The 20,700-nt window shown below is 60.6% G+C and carries 21 protein-coding genes; 16 read left to right on the plus strand and 5 right to left on the minus strand.

Translation table 11 applies throughout. From position 1 onward, the window contains the following. Positions 1-21 precede the first annotated feature (21 nt). The 9 genes from ACR1XU_RS13755 (at position 22) to rarD (ending at position 10,837) form a co-directional block, all read left to right on the plus strand. A complete protein-coding gene (locus tag ACR1XU_RS13755; protein WP_480904482.1) occupies positions 22-591 on the plus strand; it encodes a helix-turn-helix domain-containing protein in 570 nt (189 codons plus the stop codon). Further along, complete coding sequence (locus ACR1XU_RS13760) at positions 591-1,214, plus strand: LysE family transporter (protein ID WP_170815825.1); 624 nt, start codon at positions 591-593, stop codon at positions 1,212-1,214. The genes ACR1XU_RS13755 and ACR1XU_RS13760 overlap by 1 nt, the downstream gene beginning before the upstream one ends. 4 nt (positions 1,215-1,218) lie before the next feature. Next, positions 1,219-1,599, plus strand: a complete 381-nt coding sequence (locus tag ACR1XU_RS13765; protein ID WP_170815824.1) for a GFA family protein — start codon at positions 1,219-1,221, stop codon at positions 1,597-1,599. A gap of 15 nt (positions 1,600-1,614) precedes the next feature. Beyond that, entirely contained in the window at positions 1,615-4,065 is a 2,451-nt protein-coding gene (locus ACR1XU_RS13770; RefSeq protein ID WP_480904486.1) for a GcvT family protein, read from the plus strand. Positions 4,066-4,175: 110 nt separating this feature from the next. After that, positions 4,176-5,228 carry a zinc-binding dehydrogenase gene (locus ACR1XU_RS13775; protein ID WP_480904488.1) on the plus strand — a complete coding sequence of 351 codons (1,053 nt, stop codon included), beginning with the start codon at positions 4,176-4,178 and terminating at the stop codon, positions 5,226-5,228. Positions 5,229-5,239: 11 nt separating this feature from the next. Continuing rightward, on the plus strand, positions 5,240-6,133 hold the full coding sequence (locus tag ACR1XU_RS13780; RefSeq protein ID WP_170807323.1) for a homocysteine S-methyltransferase family protein: 894 nt from the start codon (positions 5,240-5,242) through the stop codon (positions 6,131-6,133). Positions 6,134-6,143: 10 nt separating this feature from the next. Then, entirely contained in the window at positions 6,144-7,124 is a 981-nt protein-coding gene (locus ACR1XU_RS13785; RefSeq protein ID WP_480904492.1) for a GlxA family transcriptional regulator, read from the plus strand. An 89-nt stretch (positions 7,125-7,213) separates the two neighbouring features. Further along, complete coding sequence (locus tag ACR1XU_RS13790) at positions 7,214-9,667, plus strand: GcvT family protein (protein ID WP_480904495.1); 2,454 nt, start codon at positions 7,214-7,216, stop codon at positions 9,665-9,667. Positions 9,668-9,931: 264 nt separating this feature from the next. Next, entirely contained in the window at positions 9,932-10,837 is a 906-nt protein-coding gene (rarD, locus tag ACR1XU_RS13795) for an EamA family transporter RarD (RefSeq protein WP_480915619.1), read from the plus strand. On the opposite strand, the gene ACR1XU_RS13800 is transcribed toward rarD, so the two are convergent. Both ACR1XU_RS13800 and ACR1XU_RS13805 read right to left on the minus strand, forming a co-directional pair. Further along, positions 10,828-11,538, minus strand: a complete 711-nt coding sequence (locus ACR1XU_RS13800) for an SGNH/GDSL hydrolase family protein (protein ID WP_480904500.1) — start codon at positions 11,536-11,538, stop codon at positions 10,828-10,830. The two genes, rarD and ACR1XU_RS13800, sit on opposite strands and share 10 nt — an antisense overlap. A gap of 2 nt (positions 11,539-11,540) precedes the next feature. Continuing rightward, positions 11,541-11,951: a nuclear transport factor 2 family protein gene (locus ACR1XU_RS13805; protein ID WP_480904503.1), complete on the minus strand. Its 411-nt coding sequence runs from the start codon at positions 11,949-11,951 to the stop codon at positions 11,541-11,543. Between the two features lie 98 nt (positions 11,952-12,049). On the opposite strand from ACR1XU_RS13805, the gene ACR1XU_RS13810 reads away from it, so the two are divergent. Further along, on the plus strand, positions 12,050-12,697 hold the full coding sequence (locus ACR1XU_RS13810; protein WP_480904506.1) for an RluA family pseudouridine synthase: 648 nt from the start codon (positions 12,050-12,052) through the stop codon (positions 12,695-12,697). A 2-nt stretch (positions 12,698-12,699) separates the two neighbouring features. Here ACR1XU_RS13810 and ACR1XU_RS13815 read toward each other — a convergent pair whose 3' ends face one another. Further along, positions 12,700-12,891 (minus strand): hypothetical protein, encoded by a 192-nt coding sequence (locus tag ACR1XU_RS13815; RefSeq protein WP_170807328.1) that lies wholly within the window; start codon positions 12,889-12,891, stop codon positions 12,700-12,702. A gap of 106 nt (positions 12,892-12,997) precedes the next feature. Here ACR1XU_RS13815 and ACR1XU_RS13820 point away from each other — a divergent pair, with 106 nt between their 5' ends. The 4 genes from ACR1XU_RS13820 (at position 12,998) to ACR1XU_RS13835 (ending at position 16,019) form a co-directional block, all read left to right on the plus strand. Then, positions 12,998-13,690: a helix-turn-helix transcriptional regulator gene (locus ACR1XU_RS13820; RefSeq protein WP_170614276.1), complete on the plus strand. Its 693-nt coding sequence runs from the start codon at positions 12,998-13,000 to the stop codon at positions 13,688-13,690. A gap of 118 nt (positions 13,691-13,808) precedes the next feature. Further along, positions 13,809-14,480, plus strand: coding sequence for a YiaD family glycine zipper/OmpA-like lipoprotein (locus tag ACR1XU_RS13825; protein ID WP_170679489.1), 672 nt, complete (start codon positions 13,809-13,811; stop codon positions 14,478-14,480). Positions 14,481-14,612: 132 nt separating this feature from the next. Continuing rightward, complete coding sequence (locus tag ACR1XU_RS13830) at positions 14,613-15,155, plus strand: NAD(P)H-dependent oxidoreductase (protein ID WP_170614278.1); 543 nt, start codon at positions 14,613-14,615, stop codon at positions 15,153-15,155. 51 nt (positions 15,156-15,206) lie between these two features. Further along, positions 15,207-16,019, plus strand: coding sequence for an HTD2 family dehydratase (locus ACR1XU_RS13835; protein WP_480904510.1), 813 nt, complete (start codon positions 15,207-15,209; stop codon positions 16,017-16,019). On the opposite strand, the gene ACR1XU_RS13840 is transcribed toward ACR1XU_RS13835, so the two are convergent. Continuing rightward, the gene (locus ACR1XU_RS13840; RefSeq protein ID WP_480904513.1) at positions 16,011-17,045 is read right to left on the minus strand and encodes an NAD(P)/FAD-dependent oxidoreductase; all 1,035 of its coding nucleotides are present in this window, start codon (positions 17,043-17,045) and stop codon (positions 16,011-16,013) included. The two genes, ACR1XU_RS13835 and ACR1XU_RS13840, sit on opposite strands and share 9 nt — an antisense overlap. Before the next feature lie 55 nt (positions 17,046-17,100). Between ACR1XU_RS13840 and mnmC2 the strand changes: the two genes are divergently transcribed. Beyond that, positions 17,101-17,766 (plus strand): tRNA (5-methylaminomethyl-2-thiouridine)(34)-methyltransferase MnmC2, encoded by a 666-nt coding sequence (gene mnmC2 / locus ACR1XU_RS13845; protein ID WP_480904516.1) that lies wholly within the window; start codon positions 17,101-17,103, stop codon positions 17,764-17,766. Continuing rightward, positions 17,763-18,632: a DMT family transporter gene (locus ACR1XU_RS13850; RefSeq protein ID WP_480904519.1), complete on the plus strand. Its 870-nt coding sequence runs from the start codon at positions 17,763-17,765 to the stop codon at positions 18,630-18,632. The genes mnmC2 and ACR1XU_RS13850 overlap by 4 nt, the downstream gene beginning before the upstream one ends. On the opposite strand, the gene ACR1XU_RS13855 is transcribed toward ACR1XU_RS13850, so the two are convergent. Continuing rightward, the gene (locus tag ACR1XU_RS13855) at positions 18,606-20,570 is read right to left on the minus strand and encodes a lytic transglycosylase domain-containing protein (protein ID WP_480904522.1); all 1,965 of its coding nucleotides are present in this window, start codon (positions 20,568-20,570) and stop codon (positions 18,606-18,608) included. The genes ACR1XU_RS13850 and ACR1XU_RS13855 overlap by 27 nt on opposite strands. Positions 20,571-20,700: the final 130 nt, after the last annotated feature.

Below are 20,700 nucleotides of genomic sequence, written 5' to 3' on the forward strand. Positions count from 1 at the left end.
ACGAGAATCGGAGTGGCCCCCGTGAACAGCCAGGCCCCGCAAAGCGCGACACTCGGAGCGGACATCCGCGCCCTGCGCAAGGCGCGCGGGCTGACGCTGACCGATATCGCGACTCGTCTGGACCGGTCCGTCGGCTGGCTCAGCCAGGTTGAGCGCGACAAATCCGAACCATCGATCTCGGATCTGCGCCAAATTGCCGAGTGTCTTGGCGTTCCGATGTCGATGCTGTTTGCGCATTCCGCGGCGCCTGACGCCGAACAGGGCTATGTCGTCCGGGCCGGATCACGGCGACCGATGGGGTCTGGCGAAGAAGGGCTGATCGAAGAACTGCTGTCTCCTGATCTGACCGACGATTTCGAGATGGTGCATTCTACCTTTCAACCCCAGTCCCGCATGCAAACCCCTGCAAATCGCCCGACGCAAGAGGTCGGTTACATGGTCTCCGGGCGGCTTGACCTCAAAATTGGCGATCGTGAATACACGGTGGGTCCGGGTGACAGTTTTCGGATCAAGCATGAGCCCTATCAATGGTCCAACCCGTATGACGAGCCCGCGGTTGCGGTCTGGGTCATCGCCCCGCCGGTATACTGATGAGCTTTGAAGCCTGGACCATATTCGCGCTGTTCTGGGTGGTATTCGTTACCACACCGGGGCCGAACGCGGTCAATTGCATCTCGAACGGGATGAACCTGCCATTTGCCAAGGCGATGTTGGGTGTTCTGGCCATTCTGACTCAGGCCAGCGCGTTTCTGATCCTGTCGGCGCTGGGCGTGACCGCATTGATCGCGGCCTCGCCAACCGGTTTTTTCATCGCCAAACTGATCGGGGCAGGGTTCCTGATCTGGATGGGCGTGCGCGGTTGGATGAACGCGGCAAAGCCGGCACCTGCCACGGAACGTCCAGCGCGGCATGTTTACCTGCACGCGTTGGCCGTCGCGACGATCAACCCCAAGAGCGTTGCCGGATACCTCGCCGCCTTTTCCCAGTTCGTGCAGCCGGACGTTCCGATCTGGCAGCAGATGGTCGTCATCATGCCAACGGCGCTGGCCATCACAACGCTCAGCTACACAGGGTTCACGCTGCTGGGGGCCTTGATGGGCAAGGCCGCGTTGGGCGCGGTGTTCAACATCTGGGTGCGGCGTGTCATGGCGTCCTGTTTCATCATCTATGGCGTGCTGTTGGGTATCAGCACGCCATCTACGGCAAGGGGGTAATCATATGACAACCGGTTCCTGCCTCTGCGGCAAAGTTGCGTTTACCATCGACGGCGACCTGACGCCGCCATCCGCCTGCCATTGCGGTCAGTGCCGCAAGCAATCGGGGCATGTCTGGGCGTCCACGTCAACGCATCAGGACAATCTGAGATTTGCAGCCAGTGACACGCTCACCTGGTTTCGCGCATCGGACACTGCGCGCCGGGGCTTTTGCAGCGCATGTGGCGCGTTCCTCTTCTGGCAACATAACGATGAGGACACGATTTCGATTTCCATGGGGGCGTTTGACGACCCCACGGGCCTTTCGCTCTCAAAACATATCTTTGTCGCCGACAAGGGCGATTACTACGACATCACGGACGATCTGCCCCAACGGGCACAGTAACAGGGATCAAAACGAATGAGTGATTTTCCGACAAAAGCCCGCGTGGTCATTATCGGTGGTGGTGTGGTGGGGGCCTCCTCGCTGTACCATCTGGCCAAGAAAGGCTGGACCGATTGTGTGCTGCTGGAAAAGAACGAGCTGACCGCAGGTTCGACCTGGCACGCGGCGGGTAACGTTCCGACCTTTTCGACCTCATGGGCGATCATGAACATGCAGCGCTACTCGACCGAGCTGTATGCGCGGCTGGGCGAAGAAGTCGACTATCCGATGAACTACCATCAGTCCGGCTCGATCCGTCTGGCGCACAGCAAGGAGCGGATGCAGGAATTTGAGCGGGCGATGTCGATGGGCCGTTACCAGGGCATCCCGATGGAGATGTGGACCCCGGAAGAGGCCAAGGAACGCTATCCTTTCCTTGAAACGCATGATCTTGAGGGCGTGCTGTATGATCCGACCGATGGCGACATCGACCCCGCGCAACTGACGCAGGCGCTGGCCAAGGGAGCCCGCGACATGGGCCAGAAGATCATCCGTTTCTGCCCGGCAACCGGCGTGACCCAGCATGACGACGGCACCTGGACCGTGCACACGGACAAGGGCGATATCGCCTGTGATTATGTGGTCAACGCCGCCGGTTACTACGCGCAGCGTGTGGGAGAGTGGTTCAAACCTTATGGCGGCCGAACCGTTCCCGCGATGGTCATGAGCCACCAGTATCTGCTGACCGACGAAATCCCCGAAGTCCAAGCGTGGTCCAAGGAAAACGGGGGCAAAAAGCTGCCGCTGCTGCGCGACGTGGATATCTCTTACTACCTGCGTCAGGAGAAGAACGGCTTCAACCTTGGCCCGTATGAGCCCAATTGCAAGGGCCACTGGATGACAGAAGATGACCCGATGCCCGAGGACTTCAGCTTCCAGCTGTGGAATGACGATCTGGATCGCATCGAAGACATCGTGACCGACGCGATGGAGCGGGTGCCGCTGATGGCGACCTCGGGCGTTGGCCGCGTGATCAACGGCCCGATCCCTTATGCACCGGACGGTCTGCCGCTGATCGGCCCGATGCCCGGAGTGAAGAACGCGTTCGAGGCGCACACCTTTACCTTCGGTATCGCGCAGGGCGGGGGTGCCGGCAAGGTGCTGGCCGAATGGATCGTCGATGGCGCGACCGAATGGGATATGTGGGCTGTCGATCCGCGCCGGTATACCGATTACACCGATCAGGACTACTGCAACCAGAAAGGTCTGGAGGTTTATGGCAACGAATACGCCATGCACTTCCCTCATCACGAATGGCCTGCGGCGCGCGACAAGAAACTGTCGCCGGTTCATGCCAAGGTGAAAGAGCTGGGCGGTGTCATGGGGGCCTATAACGGCTGGGAACGGGCCAACTGGTTCGCGCAGCCCGGCGACGACACGTCGCTTGAAGCCACCCACACATGGGGTCGCTCGGGTCCGTGGGAGCAGCGCGTCAAGGAGGAATGCGAGGCCGTGCGCGACCATTGTGGTGTACTGGATCTGCCGGGATTCTCGCGCTTCATGGTCAAGGGCGAAGGTGCTGCCGAGGCGCTGCGTGGTCTGGTCACGGGTGGACTACCCAAGACCGGTCGCATGAACCTTGTCTATATCTCTGATGATCGTGGTCGCATCCTGACCGAGATGTCCTGCATCCGGCTGGGCGAGGACGAGTTCGTCATGATCACGGCCGCAACTGCCCAGTGGCATGACCGCGACATTCTGCTGAACGCTATGCCCGAAGGCGTTTCGGTCGAGGATGTGACCACCACCCGCGATACACTGATCGTCACGGGGCCGAAGTCGCGAGAGATCCTGTCGGGCATGACCGATGCGGACCTGTCGACCGGATGGCTGACCCACCAGTCGGCAACCGTCGCCGGGCAACCCGCTTACCTGATCCGTGTTTCCTTCGCAGGTGAGCTGGGTTGGGAGGTTCATGCCCTGAACGAACACATGCCAGCGATCTATGGCGCCATCATTGACGCGGGTGCCAAGCCCTTCGGGATGTATGCGCTCAATTCCCTGCGTGTCGAAAAGGGTTATCGTGCGTGGAAAGGCGACCTGTCGACCGACTACTCGCTTCTGGAAGGCGGTTTGGAGCGGTTCGTGAAACTGGACAAACCACAGGACTTCCCCGGCAAGGCTGCGATCCAGAATGAAAAGCAGCAGGGCGTGAAAAAGCAGTTCGTCACCATGCTGGTCGAGGCCGGAGATTGCGACGCACCGTACATGTCGTGCCTCTGGCATGATGGTCAGATCGTGGGTGAAACCACATCCGGTGCATGGGGGTATCGCATCAATGCGTCGGTCGCACTGGGCATGGTGCGTCCTGATCTGGCTGCTCCGGGCACCGAGCTGGAGGTCGAAATCTACGGTCAGAAATGCCGAGCTGTCGTACAGCAGGATCAGCCGCTCTGGGATCCGGAAAACGCGCGGTTGCGTGCCTGATCCATCAGGGAAACTGCGGGTCCGCCAAAAGTCAGGCGGACCCGTGATTTGATGCAACACCGCTGTCGGGCATAATGCATCCGCAAAACCTGTAACGGGGAGAGATGGCAATGACCCAACCGGAGACAATGTCCGGTGTTTACCTGACACGCCATGGCGGGCCGGAGGCACTGGAATGGCGTCAGGATATTCCCCTGCCCACCCCAGGACCCGGGCAGGTTCTGGTCCGGGTGGCTGCGGCAGGCGTCAACAATACCGATATCAACACGCGTGTTGGCTGGTATTCACCGGATGTCACGGGTGCAACGGACGCGGTCGATCAGGATGTCGATGCCGGCGGTTGGGGCGGCGCCCTGCAGTTTCCCAGAATACAGGGCGGTGATTTGTGCGGCATCGTTGAGCGGACAGGGTCCGGCACCGGTTTCCAGCCAGGTCAACGTGTCACCTGTCCGATCAACTTGCCGCGCCCACGTCCCGGTCAACCCAGCGGTTTCATTGCATTGGGTTCTGAGATTGACGGCGCTTTCGCGCAATACTGCCTGGTCGAGGCAAGCGACCTCTACGACGTGTCCGCGTCACCCCTGTCGGACACCGAGATTGCGGCAATCCCCTGCGCTTTCGGCACGGCCGAAAACCTGCTGACCCGCGCAGGTGTAACGGCCGGACAAAAGGTTCTGGTAACCGGGGCATCCGGTGGGGTCGGGCTGGCTGCCGTCCAACTTGCAACATTGCGGGGGGCTTCGGTCTGGGGTGTCACCAGCGCTGCCAAAGCAGATGTGGTCAAGGGACAGGGTGCGATAGATACCTTTGATCGCGACGCGGCCTTGCCGCCAGACATGTTCGATGTGGTGGTCGACGTCGTCGGCGGACCGGCATTTCCGGGGTTGATTCTGGCGCTGAAGCCGGGCGGGCAATACGCCGTTTCCGGCGCCATAGCAGGCCCGATTGTACAAGCGGATCTGCGCGATATCTACCTGAGGGACATCACCATTCATGGCTGTACGCACCAGGCATTCGACGTTTTCGGACGGCTTGTCGAACTTATCAATGCAGGGCGGATCAGGCCGCTTGTTTCGAAGACGTATCCTCTGAAAGACATTGCCCGGGCGCAGGAAGATTTCCAATCCAAAGCGTTTCCGGGGAAACTGGTCCTGATTCCGTAACGAGGTAAGACATGGCAGACATCACCCTTCTGGACGGCTCCATCGGGCAGGAACTGGTCAAACGCAGTGGCGACCGGGCAACGCCGCTTTGGTCAACGCGGGTGATGATGGATCACCCGGAACTGGTGGGCGACGTTCACGCAGATTATTTTCGCCGCGGCGCTACGATCGCGACCACCAATACCTATGCCGTTCACCGTTCGCGCCTGGAACGTGTGGGGTTGGAAGACCAGATCGGAGCGCTGACGGACACCGCCCTTTCTCAGGCAGAACGCGCACGCGCGGGAACCAAAGGGCGCATTGCAGGGTCGCTGGGTCCGCTGCTGGCCACCTACAGGCCCGACCTGCGGCCCGATCCTGAGGACGCCGCTTCGAAATACGCCGAACTTGTCGAACTGATGGCTGACAGGGTCGACCTGTTCCTGATTGAAACCGTTTCGTCGGTACAGGAAGCAGAAGGTGCGTTGCGCGGCACGGTCAACGGCGGGCGTCCCGTCTGGCTGGCCCTGACCGTCGATGACACAGACGGCACACGTTTGCGGTCGGGTGAACACCTGTCGGAAATCTCACCTCTGGTCGACCGCTTTGCTCCAGAGGCCGTGCTCGTCAATTGCTCGCCCCCCGAGGCCATGCCTGCGGCTTTGCAGATCATCGCAACCATGGGACGGCCGTTTGGCGCCTATGCGAACGGATTCACCGAAATTTCCGAGGGATTTCTGAAGGACGCCCCGACCGTCGACGCGCTTGAACAGCGCAGCGATCTGGGGCCTCAGGTCTACGCCGAACACGCCATGCGCTGGGTGGAACAGGGGGCCACGATCGTAGGCGGTTGTTGCGAGGTCGGTCCGGACCATATCGAGGCACTGGCCGAACAGTTACGCGCAGCCGGGCACAGGATTGTCTGAGGGCACGAGAATGCAAAAGCGGACAGGACCCGAACCGCAAGGATCCGGCAAACAGCATCAGTTCGATATCATGGTTGCGCCGGGATACGTTTTGCTGGAGCTCGCGTCATTGGTCGATGTCCTGCGGATTGCCAACCGCGTTTGCCCGAATCCTCCGTTTCGGTACACCTATCGATCGTTGAAAGGCGGCCCTGTTGAAAGCAGCAGCGGCGCAACCGTTTCAACCGAACCGGTTTCTGCACAACCTGACGCCGACTATCTGTTCGTGATCGGCAATTCCGACCCGGACCTGCCGGACCTGTCACTTGGGCGGGTGGTTTCGGACTATACCTACCGCGGCGCACAGGTGTTTTTGCTGGCCGAGGCCGCCAGCCGCTATATTGACGAGCAAGGCACGGATGACATGGCCACCCACTGGGAGAACGCATCTTTCCTGCGCGAAAGGGGCGCCCGGTTCGAAGCCAAGATGTCCATCGCAACCCAGCAGGGTTCGGTCGTCACCTGCGCTGGAATGGAGGCGACCACCGATGTCGCGCTGGCCGTTATCGGGCGCCATGTTTCGGGCCCTGCCAGGATGACGGTTGCTGACATCATGCTGCACGAAAACATCCGGGACTTTTCCTCGCAGCAGCCGTTTTCCGGGATTCGGACAACCGCGACCGGGGATGCAAAGCTGGACCAGTGCATCAAGCTGATGCAGGCCAATATCGAAGACCCTTTGCCGATCCAGGACATCGTCAATCTGCTGGGGCTGTCGAATCGGTCGCTCGAACGCAAGTTCCGGTCGATCTTCGGAACCACACCAAACGGTTTTTACCGCGAAATGCGGCTGGCGCGCGCGAACAATCTGCTTCTGAACACCACCATGAGCGTGCGTGAGATCGGGCTGGCATGCGGATTTCCCAACGGATTCTCGTCGATTTACAAAAGCTTTTACGGAATCACGCCGTTTGTTCTGCGGCGGGAAAAGCGGGCGTCTTCGCAAAGGTGATTTTTGCAGAAGACCTGACGATTTTGATGCATTTGTTGTCGCACATCCGTGGCATTTTATCCCAAACCTGACACAGCGGAGACATCAGGATGGTTGATCTTCCCACCAAGGCCCGAGTGGTCATCATCGGCGGCGGCGTTATCGGATGCTCGGTCGCGTATCATCTGACCAAAAAGGGTTGGACAGATGTCGTGCTGCTGGAACGCAAGCAACTGACCAGCGGCACCACCTGGCACGCCGCGGGTCTGATCGCGCAGCTGCGCGCGACCGCCAACATGACCAAACTGGCGAAGTACAGTCAGGAACTCTATGGCTCGCTTGAGGAGGAAACCGGCGTTGCGACCGGGTTCAAGCGTTGCGGATCGATCACCGTGGCCCTGACCGAAGAGCGCAAGGAAGAAATTTATCGCCAGGCCGCCATGGCGCGGGCATTCGGGGTCGAGGTTGAAGAAATCTCGAATGAACGCGTAGCGGAGCTTTATCCGCATCTGAACCTCGAAGACGTTAAGGGTGCGGTTTACCTGCCGCTGGACGGACAGGGCGATCCTGCCAATATCGCGCTGGCGCTTGCCAAGGGCGCACGGCAGCGCGGCGGCATTGTCAAAGAACGCGTGAAAGTCACCGAGATCGTCAAACAGGGCCGCAAGGTGACAGGTGTGGACTGGGTTGCCGATGACGGCAGCGCCTCGGGCCACATCGAATGCGACATGGTGGTGAACTGTGCAGGCATGTGGGGGCACGAGGTTGGCCGGATGGCGGGCGTCAACGTCCCGCTGCACGCCTGCGAGCATTTCTACATCGTTACCGAGAACATCGATGGTCTGACGCAGCTGCCCGTGCTGCGGGTGCCGGATGAATGCGCCTATTACAAGGAAGACGCGGGCAAAATCCTGCTGGGCGCGTTCGAGCCGAACGCCAAGCCATGGGCCATGGACGGTATCCCGGATACCTTCGAATTCGACCAGTTGCCCGAGGATTTCGACCATTTCGAACCGATCCTCGAAGATGCCTGCAACCGGATGCCCATGCTGGCCGAGGCCGGAATCCATACCTTCTTCAACGGCCCCGAGAGCTTTACCCCCGACGATGCCTACCACCTTGGCCTTGCGCCCGAGATGGACAATTTCTGGGTCGCGGCAGGGTTCAACTCGATCGGCATTCAGTCCGCCGGTGGCGCGGGGATGGCACTGGCCGAATGGATGGATACGGGTGAGAAACCGTTTGACCTTGGCGATGTGGATATCAGCCGGATGCAGCCGTTCCAGGGCAACAAACAGTACCTGTTCGAACGTTCGAAAGAGACGCTGGGCCTGCTCTATGCCGATCACTACCCCTATCGTCAAAAGGCGACCGCGCGCGGTGTGCGGCGGACACCGTTCCACCACCACCTGAAGGAACAAGGCGCGGTATTTGGTGAACTGGCCGGATGGGAACGTGCCAACTGGTACGCCAGTGAAGGGCAGGAGCGTGAGTATCAGTACAGTTGGAAGCGCCAGAACTGGTTCGAGAATTCGGCCGCCGAGCACCGCGCCGTGCGCGAGAATGTCGGCATGTACGACATGTCGTCGTTCGGCAAGATCCGGGTGGAAGGTCCCGATGCCGAGGCGTTCATGAACTATATCGGCGGCGGTGACTACTCGGTGCCCAATGGCAAAATCGTCTATACCCAGTTCCTGAACCGCAGCGGTGGGATTGAAGCGGACGTGACGGTCACCCGCCTGACTGAAACGTGCTATCTGGTGGTTACTCCGGCGGCGACCCGTCTGGCGGATCAGACCTGGATGCAACGCCATGCCGGCAATTTCAACGTGGTCATCACTGACGTCACCGCGGGCGAAGGGGTGCTGGCCGTGATGGGCCCGAACGCCCGCGCGCTGCTCGAAAAGGTCTCGCCCAACGATTTCACCAACGCAACCAATCCGTTTGGTACCGCGCAGCAGATCGAGATCGGCATGGGGCTCGCCCGCGCGCATCGCGTGACCTATGTGGGTGAACTCGGCTGGGAAATCTATGTCTCGTCTGACATGGCGGGTCATGTGTTCGAAACACTGCACGAGGCTGGTCAGGACATGGGGCTGAAGTTGTGTGGGATGCACATGATGGACAGCTGCCGGATCGAAAAGGGCTTCCGCCATTTCGGCCACGATATTACTTGCGAAGACCATGTTGTCGACGCCGGACTCGGGTTCGCTGTCAAGGTCGACAAGGGCAGTGATTTCATCGGCCGCGAGGCGGTAATCGCGCGCAAGGAAAGCGGGCCAAAGAGTCGCCTGGTGCAGTTCAAGCTGACCGATGCTGAGCCGCTGCTGTTCCACAATGAACCGATCCTTCGTGATGGTGAGTATGTCGGCTATCTCAGCTCAGGCAACTATGGCCACACGCTGGGCGGCGCCGTTGGTCTGGGATACGTGCCATGCGAGGGCGAGAAGGCGGCTGATGTGTTGGCATCGAGCTATGAGATCGACGTGTGCGGTGTGAAGGTTAGGGCAGAGGCATCGCTGAAGCCGATGTATGACCCTAAATCCGAGCGCGTCAAAGTCTGAACCGGTGCGCTGGGGGCGCTGCCCCCGCCGCAGCAAGCTGCGCCTCCCCCGGGATATTTGCGGCCAGATGAATGAAGGATCCCTTGTTCATCTGGCCAAAAATATCCCGGAGCGCGAGGCAGAGCCTCGCAAACGGTGAAAAGCCAGCTGAAAGCCCAAGGCGCGATCCTATCAAGGTTCGTGATACGAGCCTTCACAGAATTCACAGTTCCCAACCCGGCCTGAACTGCCGTAAAGACGAACGGTATCATCCGGAGACCTGACATGGCGGACATCGCCGCTCCAACTCAGAACGTCGATACGCCGCGCGGTCTGGCGCTGGCTGTAACCGCCTATGTACTGTGGGGGTTTCTGCCGCTGTACATGAAGGCGATGGCGCATATCGGTCCGGTCGAGGTTGTGGCTCATCGGGTGATCTGGTCCGTGCCGGTCGCCGGTCTGTTGCTGATCGCGCTGGGGCGTACAGGCGATCTGAAGCCAGCCCTGCGAAACCCAAAAATGCTGGGCATGGCCTGCCTGACGGCCGCTTTGATTTCAGTGAACTGGGCGGTCTATGTCTGGGCTATTGCCACCGGGCGGGCGCTGGACGCGGCCTTGGGGTACTATATCAACCCCTTGTTCAGCATTGCACTGGGCGCAGTTTTGCTGCGCGAACCTTTGAACCGAACGCAGATAGTAGCGGTTGGGCTGGCAGCGCTGGGCGTCATCATACTTGTGCTAGAAGCCGGAGCACTGCCCTGGGCCGCTCTGGGGATGATGTTCACGTGGGGCTTTTACGCGTTCTTCAAACGCTCCCTTCCCATCGGACCAAACCAGGGATTCCTTCTCGAGGTTCTGGTACTTCTGATCCCGGCGCTGGCCTACGTGACCTGGCTGGGTGCGCAAGGCCGCGGACATTTTGGTTTGGCCGGGGCGGATACGATGCTGCTGGCGGGTGCCGGTGTGGTGACGGCGGTGCCTTTGCTGGTTTACGCCAACGGCGCCAAGCTGGTGCGGTTGTCCACCATGGGCATTCTGCAATACATCGCCCCAACCATGATCTTCATCACCGCGATTACCTTGTTTGGAGAACAAATCGATCGTGGTCGCATGATCGCCTTTCCGCTGATCTGGGCGGCTTTGGTTGTCTATTCGGTTCCGATGATCCGGCAGATTCGGGCTCAGTCCTGACGCAGCGCGCGGTCAACTTCATCCGCCCAGATCGCGTAGGTTTTCGGACTGGGGTGATACCCGTCGGGCGCGGCAAGCGCCGGGTCATCCGGCAAATCCAGCACGAGGTGCCGGCACTGAGGGCGCTCTGCAACCACCTTCTGCAGCGCCTGATCCAGCCGTCGCGCCTGCCGGTCCAGAACCCAGGCCAAAGGTTGGGGTAGGGCCGGAAAACGGCCCATTTGCGGGACTGCAGTAACAATCACGCGCCGCGCGCCCATGGCGCCTGTCAGCAGGGACATCAGATGGGCTTGTCGTTCGGCAAACCGGCGTTGCGTTACGGCGCGGGTGACGTCATTCGCACCCAGTGCCGTCACCACGGCATCGAACTGAGTATTCAGCGTCCCAAGACGGTCTATCGTATCCTGCGTTGTATGGCCGGTCGTAGCCTCCAGCCGCCATTCAACACAATAGTGCCGCGCCAGCCGCTGGACGAGTTGCCCGGACAAGGCTTGTTTCTGCGTGCCTGCGCCTACGCCGGCAGCCGAACTGTCACCCGTGATCAGCAACCGCAGCCGGGGCCCGCGGCCTTCGCGGCCTTCGCGCGGCCCTGATGGCTCGGGCAGCATCTGGGCATTGCGCCGGACAGACAGGCCCTGCATCGCCAGAACCGGCAGCAGCGGAAGGCGCAGAAGCTGATCAGCGGCGACAGGAGCACGCATGGTCAACTCAGGGCCTTGCGAAATTCCAGAAAGCGGGCGTCGCTCATCACCCGCGCCATCATCGCCTCACGCAGGGCGCCGACGGTTTTGTGCGGGCGCATGACCACTTCGAATTTCTGGATCAGGCCATCGTCATTCAGCGTGATCAAATCCACACCCACGGCATCCAGTTCACTGACCTTGCATTGGAACTCCAAAGCCCAGTCGCAACCTTCGCCCATAACGCGGCGATAGCGAAACTCGGAAAACACCTGGCTGACATGCCCAAGCACCGCCGCAACCGGTGCACGCCCGGTCCATGTGCTATAATAAGTCGGCGGCAGGAACTGCACATTCTCGGCCAGCAGATCCGGTATCCGGGCCTCGTCACCTTTTGCAACCGCGTCCTGCATGCGCTCGATTGTCGGATGCATCTCTGTTCCTCCTCAACTGGGTCCGAGAGTTGCCGAACGATGGGTCGCAGGCAAGGACGACGTTGCGGGAGGTCGCGCGCTGCGATAGGCAAGCCCGCATGAGCGAGACCTACACCCCCCCGAACACGCCACTGGATGTGCTGCATGAAGACGCGCAGCTGATCGTGGTGAACAAGCCGCCGGGCCTGCTTTCGGTACCCGGCCGGGGGGAGCATCTGTCGGATTGCCTTCTGACCCGGGTGCAGGCGGCTTTTCCTCAGGCCCTGCTTGTTCACCGGTTGGACCGGGACACGTCAGGTGTGATGGTGTTTGCACAGACACCGCATGCGCAACGCCATCTGGGTCAGCAGTTCGAACAGCGCCAGACGCGCAAAACCTATGTTGCGCGAGTGTGGGGCCGGGTTGAACCCAAATCCGGAACGGTTGATCTGCCTCTGATCGTCGACTGGCCAAACCGGCCGCGCCAGATGGTGTGTCACGAGACCGGCAAACCTGCGGTGACGGACTGGCGGGTCGTCCGACATGAGGACCGCAGCACGCGCATTCGGTTGTTTCCCAAAACCGGCCGGTCGCATCAGCTGCGGGTTCACATGCAGGCATTGGGGCACCCGATCCTGGGTGATCCGTTCTATGCGACGGGTGCGGCGCGGGATTACCCGCGCCTGATGCTGCATTCCGAAGAGCTGCGCCTGAAGAACCCCGAAGGCGGAGTTGCGATGAAATTCAGGGCCAAGCCCGACTTCTGAAGCTAAAGCACCCAGCCCCATATCATCTTGAGGTTGCCCAGAGAAAATCGTCTGACACGCCTTCGCTGTTGCACGGACCGACAGTGGCGTTCGGCCATGATCTGGCGTTCAATCTCAAACCCGCGCAAGGTGTGATCCTGCGACCATCTTCCGAGTTTCAGCGTCATCATGACGTGGTTGTCGCGGCTTGGCATGATTGCTCTCCATTTGTTCGTGATATGCCAAGCATTGCAGCCCTCTCCTGACACTACTCTGTCAGTGGGGTGTGCTATTGTGTCAGCAGACCGTCAGGAGGATGCGATGGGCCGATCTACCCGTCTGTTTGAAATTATCCAGATCCTGCGCATGTCCGATGCGCCGGTGACAGCGGATGCGCTGGCTGAGCAACTGGAAGTATCTGTTCGCACCGTGTACCGCGATATCGCGGCTCTGCAGGCGCAGCGGACGCCGATCGAAGGAGAGGCGGGCGTGGGCTACGTGATGCGCCGGGGGTATGATCTGCCGCCGCTGAACTTTGATGCGGAAGAGATTGAGGCGCTGTGGGTTGGACTGTCAATGCTGGCCCGCACGGGTGACAGCACCCTGCAACAGGCCGCAGACCGCGTTTGCCGAAAAATCGAAGCGCTGCAGGTGCCCGCAGACTGGTTGCAGGTGGCGCCGTGGGGGGCGCCTCGGGACGATCCTGACAAAGGGTGTGTTCCGGTTGCCAGCTACCGCGAGGCAATCCGGGCGGAACAGAAACTCAGGCTGGTTTACGTCAATTCCGAAGACGAACGTACGGAACGTGTCGTACGCCCGGTTGCGCTGATCTATCACATCGAATGCACGATGCTGGCGGCATGGTGCGAGTTGCGAAACGGGTTTCGACACTTTCGCACGGACCGGATCTGGGCGTGTGACGTTCTGGACGCGCATTTCTGCGGTCAGGGCCAGCCGCTGCGCAACATCTGGCAGGAGAACAACAATTGGGATGCGTCATCAGCCCCTGCTTGACCGGCAGGTAATTGCCGATTTCACCGGAATGTTGCTTGAGGCTTCAACGGCCTGCCGTGATATACTGGCCCAAACAAATCAAACCCGATGAACGGGTTCATGAGCAGAGGGTAAATCCATGACGATTTCCAAGTTTGTTATTTCTGCCGGGCTGTGTTCGGCACTTGTTCTTGGCGCATGTACCGACCCAGGTACGCTTTCAGTGCAAAGTGACCCCAATCAGAATGCAAAGCAGGGTGCCTTGCTGGGCGGTTTGATCGGTGCAGGCGTCGGCGCTATTGCAAATGACTCGGATCCGCTTTTGGGTGCGCTGGCCGGTGGTGCCATTGGTGCCGCAGGTGGCGGCGTCATCGGCAATCAGCTTGATCGCCAGGCGGCGGAACTGCGTCAGCAACTGGCCAATGACGGGATCACCATCGTCAATACAGGCGACCGCCTGATCGTCACCGTCCCCAATGACATCACCTTTGATACCGACAGCTCAACCGTGCGCCCGGGGCTGCGGTCCGATCTGGTGAAGGTGGGGCAGAATCTGGTCAACTACCCGAATTCGAACGTTCAGATCATCGGCCATACCGACAGCGACGGCGACGCCACCTATAATCAGGGCCTGTCCGAGCGGCGGGCCAATGCCGTGGCCGATATCCTGCAGGCCAATGGCGTCAGCTATTCCCGCATCACTACAATCGGTCAGGGTGAAAACAATCCGGTCGCTTCGAACCTGACGCCGGATGGCAAGGCGCAGAACCGTCGGGTCGAGATTGTCGTCGTGCCCAGCGGCAACGCCTGATCTGATCCAACAATCGTGGACAGGGCACATTCTCTTGCCCTGTCCATGCGCACTGACTGTGCGTCAACAGGGCTATGGTCCCGGTCCATCCCCGTATAAGTTCCCGAAAACAACAAAGCGGAGTTCCCGATAATGTCCGAACCGACCCTTCTGGGCCTGTCCGGTTCGTTGCGCCAGAACGCGACAAACCGAAAGTTGCTGCGCGAGGCCGCGCGGTTGTTCGAGCCCGGCACTTTCATCGAGGCCGACCTCAACCTGCCTCTGTATGACGGTGATCTGGAGGCGGGTGAGGGCATTCCCGCGTCGGTTCAGGTGCTGGCTGACCAGATTGCGCAGGCCCATGCGGTGATCATTTCGACCCCGGAATACAACAAGGGGCCGTCCGGTGTGCTGAAAAACGCGCTGGACTGGGTCAGCCGAACCAGTGGCAAACCATGGGCGGACAAGCCCGTTGCGGTGATGTCCGCCGCCGCTGGTCGGGCCGGCGGCGAACGCGCGCAGATGATGTTGCGCGCCTATATGGTGCCGTTTCAGACGCGCATCTTGCAAGGTCCTGAAATCCATCTTGCCGACAGCTCGAACGCATTTGACGATCAGGGGCGGCTGAGTAGCGAGCGCTATGAGAACCCGCTGCGGACGCTGATGCAGAAGCTGAAAGCCGAGGCCGGTTTCTGAGGCCAAGGCGCGGTACTTGTTCCGCAATGCCCTGGCGCGTAACGTGCGGGCATGTCAGATGAAACTCGGGCCGAAACACAGCAGGACATGATGGATCCCGCGCGCGCCGCTGCCTTGCAGGTGGCGCTCGGACAACCAGTTTCCGTTGCGGCGGGCGCACCGCTTCCGCCGTTTTTTCACCAGTTGTATTTCTGGTCACCGCTTCCGCCCGATCAGCTTGGCCGGGATGGGCACCCCAGAGTGGGCGGCGGCCTGATCCCGGATCTGGGCCTGCCACGTCGCATGTGGGCCGGAGGCCGGTTGCGGTTCTGCGCGCCCCTGGTCGCGGGCAAGCCAGCCCGGCGCCGGTCCTTTCTGGAAAGCGCCACGTCAAAAACTGGCCGGACCGGGCCACTGGGTTTTGTCACCTTGCGGCACGAGATCTGGCAGGGGGAAGATCTGTGTCTGACGGAATGGCAGGATCTTGTTTACCGTGAAGACCCTTCGGCTGATGCAATCAAGCCGAAGCCGCCAACGGCCAGAACCGACCAAACGGATCGCCGAGAGGTTGGGTTTTCCTCAACTTTGTTGTTTCGGTATTCGGCACTGACATTCAATGGCCACCGGATCCACTATGATCTGGACTATGCGCGCGACGTCGAAGGCTATGACGGGCTTGTTGTTCATGGACCGTTGCTGGCGCAGCATCTGATGTTGTTTGCAACCGATCTGATGGGGCCGCTGTCCGAGTTTTCGTTCCGCGCGTCCGCCCCACTCATGCACTTCGAAACGGCGGCCCTGTGCCGGAACGGTTGCGAGCTGTGGGTCGCGGGGCCGGACGGCCGGCAATGTATGCAGGCGGTTGCCACTCCGATGTCAGAGTGAAGCTCCGGGCCTGAATCCCTCCGGTATCTGATCGCGGTTTTCCAGTATCAGATCGGCCATGACATCGGCCACTTTGGGGGCCATGCCGAAACCGATCTTGAAGCCGCCATTGGCAATGTACTGACCCCTGTGCATCGGATGTTCGCCCAGCATTGGTGCGCGGCTTTTGCTGCGGGGGCGGACCCCGGCCCAGCGTTCAATCACTTCGGTGCCGTGCAGAACGGGAACGGCGCGCGTGGCGCGGTCGATCACGTCTTCCAGGGCGCTGTCGGTGCTGGAAGGGTCTTCATAGTCCCGCTCGGATGTCGATCCGATGGCCAGAGTGCCGTCCGCATGGGGCACGATGTGAATTGCATCAACAAAAAGCTGAGGCACCGTCCCTGCATCGAACCTAAGCAGGGCAGCCTGGCCCTTGACCCCATTGCCAACAGTTTTGCCATAGTGGCGGTTCAGTTCCAGTAGGCCCGCCAATCCGGTGGCGTGTACGACCCGACCCCGGTCGGGCGCGTCTGTGGCAATTTCGACCCCCATTACGGACAGGGCCGCAACCAGCGCGGCACAGGCCCGTCTGGGATGCATGCGCGCACTCAATGTGTCGTGGATGACGTATCCCGTCGGGCTGGGCGGGCACCAGGCGCCAGCCTTGGCGGTTTCAACAACGCGCCATTCTGCCTGTCCCTGCCACAGTTCGATGGCCGTTTTAGCGCGCTGATGCGCAAGATCCAGATTGCGCTGGTCAGCGATGGGTTGCAGGCGACCCAGACGCGCATAACCGGGTGACACGCCACCTGTCGCTTCGACCTGTTTCCAGAACGCTTGGGCCATGATCAGGCTGTCGAACTGAAATGCCTTTTTAGCATTCCAGTTTTCCGGCACATGAGGTGCCAGTGCACCGACCAGACCACCGCTGGAGCCCGAGCCGGGACCAAAAGGATCGACTACCTGCACCTTTGCGCCGCGCCGCGCGCAGGTCCAGGCAATGGACAGGCCGAAAACACCCGCGCCACGCACTGTCACATCGACCATTGCCAATCCCCTTTTCCTTGTTCAGTGTCGCGCCGCCTAGCTACAGGATTCCCCGATGGCAGACCAGCGCGCCGAACTGACCTGGACGGACGAGCAGATCCCGATTTCGGACCGGTTCGACGATCCATATTACTCGCTCCAGAACGGGCTGGAAGAGACACGGCATGTGTTTCTGGCGGGCAACGATCTGCCCGGTCGCTTCGCGCCGGGTTTTCGAATCGCCGAGCTTGGATTCGGAACCGGCCTGAACATGCTGACGGTCTGGTCCGCGTGGGAGGCATCGGGCCAAACGACGCCTCTGAGCTTCACCAGTTTCGAAGCCTTTCCGATGGATCCTGCAGACATGGCACGCGCACTGGCATGTTTCCCAGAGCTTCAACCCTGGAGCAGCCGGTTTCTGGCGCATTGGCAAGGTGGCGAATGCGATCTTGGCACACTGCACCTGAAAGTGATCGAAGGCGACGCGCGTGAAACCCTGCCCGCTTGGTCGGACATTGCGGACGCCTGGTTTCTGGACGGGTTTTCCCCGGCCAAGAACCCGGAGTTGTGGCAGTCGAACCTGATAAAGCAGGTCGCCGGTCACACTGTGGCTGGCGGAACAGTCGCGACATATACTGCGGCCGGTTTCGTGCGGCGTGCGTTGACCGAGGCCGGGTTTTCAGTCACGCGTTCGCCCGGATACGGGCGCAAACGGCACATGACACGGGCGATCAAAGAATGAGTCAGCAGAACAATGTGCGGGCCGGGATCGCCCTGATGGTCGCGGCCACAATCGTCTTTGCGTTGCAGGACGGGATTTCGCGTCATCTGGCCGGAACCTACAACACCTACATGGTCGTGATGATCCGGTATTGGTTCTTCGCGGCATTTGTCATCACCATCGCGGCCCGCGCCCCCGGCGGGCTGAAGGCGGCAACACAAACCAGCCAGCTTGGGCTTCAGGTCATCCGGGGTGTGTTGCTGGCGGCCGAGATCTGTGTGGCCGTTTTCGGATTCACGGTTCTGGGTCTGATCGACAGCATGGCCGTTTTCATCTGTTATCCCCTGTTAGTGGCCGCGCTCAGCGGGCCGGTTCTGGGTGAAAAGGTGGGCTGGCGGCGCTGGTCCGCGATCGGGGTCGGTTGCATCGGGGTCCTGATCATTCTCGAACCGGGTGTTGGCGTCTTCAACCCCTGGGCGGTCATTCCTTTGATTTCGGCCCTGATGTTTGCGGTCTATGGATTGCTGACCCGATACGTTGCCCGTCGCGACAGCACGGCCACCAGCTTTTTCTGGACGGGTGTCGTCGGGGCGGTGGCCATGACGCTGGTTGGCATGTGGTTCTGGGAACCGATGGCCCAAGCGGACTGGTTGTGGATGGCACTATTGTGCGTCAGCGGCGTGACAGGGCATTGGTTGCTGATCAAATGCTATGAAATGGCGGAAGCCAGCGCAGTTCAGCCCTTTGCCTATTTCCATCTGGTCTGGAGCGCATTGTTGGGCATTTCGATATTTGGCGAAACGCTGCGCCCAGCTGTTGTCGTGGGCGCGGCGCTTGTCGTGGCGGCAGGTCTGTTCACCCTATGGCGCGAAAGAAGCCAGGGTTGAGCCGGTAAGTTCCTGCGAAAACGGAATGGGCAGGGCGGGTTTGCCCAGGCGCGCGCGATAGACGGGCATGCTTTCCGCGACGCGCATGACATAGTTGCGCGTTTCGCTGAACGGGATGGTTTCGATCCAGTCGATGACGTCGACCTCTCCGGCGCGGGGATCGCCAAAGCGTTCCATCCACGAAATCGGACGCTTGGGTCCCGCGTTGTACCCGGCCGCCATCATGACCACGTTACCGTTAAACTCGGCGGCCAGCCCGGACAGGTAGTTCGCCCCCAACTTGGCGTTGTATTGCCAGTCCGATGTGAGGCGTCCGGTCTGATGGCCGCTGAGGATACCCATCTCCTGCGCGACCAGCTTGGCGGTGGCTGGCATGACCTGCATTAAACCGCGTGCGCCGGCTCCGCTGACCACGACCGGGTCAAACTCGCTTTCCCTGCGGGCAATGGCCAGGGTCATTTCCTTCGCCATGGGCAGGCCCATATCGGCCACCGGATGGACAGGGTAGTAGGCCGCAGGCAGAACCGATCCTGTTCTGGCGGCGCGCTTGGCGATCATGACTGCCAGATGTGGCTCCTTCAGTTCCAGCACCAGATCACCCAGTTGACCGGCCTCAACCGGATCGAGACCTTCCACCAGATGGGTCAGAAACTGTTCTGTCAGATTATCTTCGCCGGCTCGCAGCAGCAGAAGCCCAGCTTCCAATACACTGGAATTCGCAAAACCCGCCTGCTTCCAATGCGGTGCACGGCGCGGGTTGGCAAGCTCGCTGTCAAACGGGCGCCCGATGCGCTCGGCAGCCAGCAGGCCATAGAAGGATGTCTGGTAATCCGCGCCGATTGCGTAGGCGTCATAGGCCTTGTCCGCATCGCCCTGCGCCGCATAAGCCCGGCCCAGCCAATAGCCGCCGCGCCCTTTGGAAATTGGCGACTGAACTGCGGCCGAGAAATTCTGGAAATGGCGCACGGCCGTGTCCGGATCGTTCAGTTTGCGCAGGGCGAGGAACCCGGCCAGCCATTCCAGATCAGCGTAACCATAGCCCATTTCGGGCGTCATGTGATGGTTGGCTGCCACGTCATAGGCGCGTGCGATATTTCCGTTGCGCATCTCCAGCCGCGCCAGCCTGCGCCGCCCTTCGGCCCATTTGTCCGGCTCGCCCAATGCCTGTGGGCTGGTCGAGCGTTCCAGCATCAAATCGATGGCGCTGTCGTCAAGTTCCTTGCGATCCCGCCATACGAATCGGTCGAAGGCCAATCCGGCTGACGACGCCAGCGAGTCCGGCACTGCCGAAATCTTTGCATCCACACCGGGCTGGCGTTTTTGTAGCGCGATTCTGGCTTCGGCCAATTTGCGTTCATCCGCACTGACCAGCGGCAACATCTGATCAGCGCTGACCAGATGCCCGTCCCAGAGCATACGGTCCAGCCGGGCCGCGTGATGCGGTTTCAGCAATTTGCCGAAGTTTTCCAGATAGTCCTTCTGCAAACCCGACCCCATGGGCATCGTGCGCCAGGCCATCACGATATCCGCCTCGGCATCGCCCCTGCGACCCTTGGCCATTAGGGCAACCGCGAAATTCAAGGCACCCTCGGCGGTTTGCGGCGGTGAGCCGTCGTAGAACTTCAAAACCCGGTCCGGGTCGGCCCCGGTGAACGAAGGTTCGCTTTTGCGGCGCAGCCACCCCAGTCCGGGCCAGTCCGACCGGCGGTCGAGAAACACAAGTACATCGCCCGAACTGCCAAAGCCGCTGCGCAACCAGTGCCAGACGATGATGTCACGAGACACCGACCCGCGCGTTCCTGCGACGCGCAGGGCCTCGTTCCAGTCGCCTTTGCGCATCTCGTTCAGCGCGGCGCGCAGGTCCGCGGCGGCATCCGCGCGCGCCTGAGCCGTCGAACAAAGAATCACGGTGATCAATACCGCCAGAAAACGTGTCATCCCTTGCATTTCCCAACCAACCAAGGATACAGCCATTCAGGATAAACCTTGCGCCGCCGGGATCAACTCACAAACCGAAGATTGTGATAAAGGGTGGCGCGTTCACAGCAAACTGTACGCTAAGGAGCGT

This window comes from Ruegeria sp. D1(2025) (genome assembly GCF_056536425.1).

What these genes read in the sequence shown, in the direction of transcription:
- ACR1XU_RS13760 (WP_170815825.1), top strand. Translation starts at nt 591, where the DNA reads ATGAGCTTTGAAGCCTGGACCATATTCGCGCTGTTCTGGGTGGTATTC.
- ACR1XU_RS13765 (WP_170815824.1), top strand. Translation starts at nt 1,219, where the DNA reads ATGACAACCGGTTCCTGCCTCTGCGGCAAAGTTGCGTTTACCATCGAC.
- ACR1XU_RS13770 (WP_480904486.1), top strand. Translation starts at nt 1,615, where the DNA reads ATGAGTGATTTTCCGACAAAAGCCCGCGTGGTCATTATCGGTGGTGGT.
- ACR1XU_RS13775 (WP_480904488.1), top strand. Translation starts at nt 4,176, where the DNA reads ATGACCCAACCGGAGACAATGTCCGGTGTTTACCTGACACGCCATGGC.
- ACR1XU_RS13780 (WP_170807323.1), top strand. Translation starts at nt 5,240, where the DNA reads ATGGCAGACATCACCCTTCTGGACGGCTCCATCGGGCAGGAACTGGTC.
- ACR1XU_RS13785 (WP_480904492.1), top strand. Translation starts at nt 6,144, where the DNA reads ATGCAAAAGCGGACAGGACCCGAACCGCAAGGATCCGGCAAACAGCAT.
- ACR1XU_RS13790 (WP_480904495.1), top strand. Translation starts at nt 7,214, where the DNA reads ATGGTTGATCTTCCCACCAAGGCCCGAGTGGTCATCATCGGCGGCGGC.
- rarD (WP_480915619.1), top strand. Translation starts at nt 9,932, where the DNA reads ATGGCGGACATCGCCGCTCCAACTCAGAACGTCGATACGCCGCGCGGT.
- ACR1XU_RS13800 (WP_480904500.1), bottom strand. Translation starts at nt 11,538, where the DNA reads ATGCGTGCTCCTGTCGCCGCTGATCAGCTTCTGCGCCTTCCGCTGCTG.
- ACR1XU_RS13805 (WP_480904503.1), bottom strand. Translation starts at nt 11,951, where the DNA reads ATGCATCCGACAATCGAGCGCATGCAGGACGCGGTTGCAAAAGGTGAC.
- ACR1XU_RS13810 (WP_480904506.1), top strand. Translation starts at nt 12,050, where the DNA reads ATGAGCGAGACCTACACCCCCCCGAACACGCCACTGGATGTGCTGCAT.
- ACR1XU_RS13815 (WP_170807328.1), bottom strand. Translation starts at nt 12,891, where the DNA reads ATGCCAAGCCGCGACAACCACGTCATGATGACGCTGAAACTCGGAAGA.
- ACR1XU_RS13820 (WP_170614276.1), top strand. Translation starts at nt 12,998, where the DNA reads ATGGGCCGATCTACCCGTCTGTTTGAAATTATCCAGATCCTGCGCATG.
- ACR1XU_RS13825 (WP_170679489.1), top strand. Translation starts at nt 13,809, where the DNA reads ATGACGATTTCCAAGTTTGTTATTTCTGCCGGGCTGTGTTCGGCACTT.
- ACR1XU_RS13830 (WP_170614278.1), top strand. Translation starts at nt 14,613, where the DNA reads ATGTCCGAACCGACCCTTCTGGGCCTGTCCGGTTCGTTGCGCCAGAAC.
- ACR1XU_RS13835 (WP_480904510.1), top strand. Translation starts at nt 15,207, where the DNA reads ATGTCAGATGAAACTCGGGCCGAAACACAGCAGGACATGATGGATCCC.
- ACR1XU_RS13840 (WP_480904513.1), bottom strand. Translation starts at nt 17,045, where the DNA reads ATGGTCGATGTGACAGTGCGTGGCGCGGGTGTTTTCGGCCTGTCCATT.
- mnmC2 (WP_480904516.1), top strand. Translation starts at nt 17,101, where the DNA reads ATGGCAGACCAGCGCGCCGAACTGACCTGGACGGACGAGCAGATCCCG.
- ACR1XU_RS13850 (WP_480904519.1), top strand. Translation starts at nt 17,763, where the DNA reads ATGAGTCAGCAGAACAATGTGCGGGCCGGGATCGCCCTGATGGTCGCG.
- ACR1XU_RS13855 (WP_480904522.1), bottom strand. Translation starts at nt 20,570, where the DNA reads ATGACACGTTTTCTGGCGGTATTGATCACCGTGATTCTTTGTTCGACG.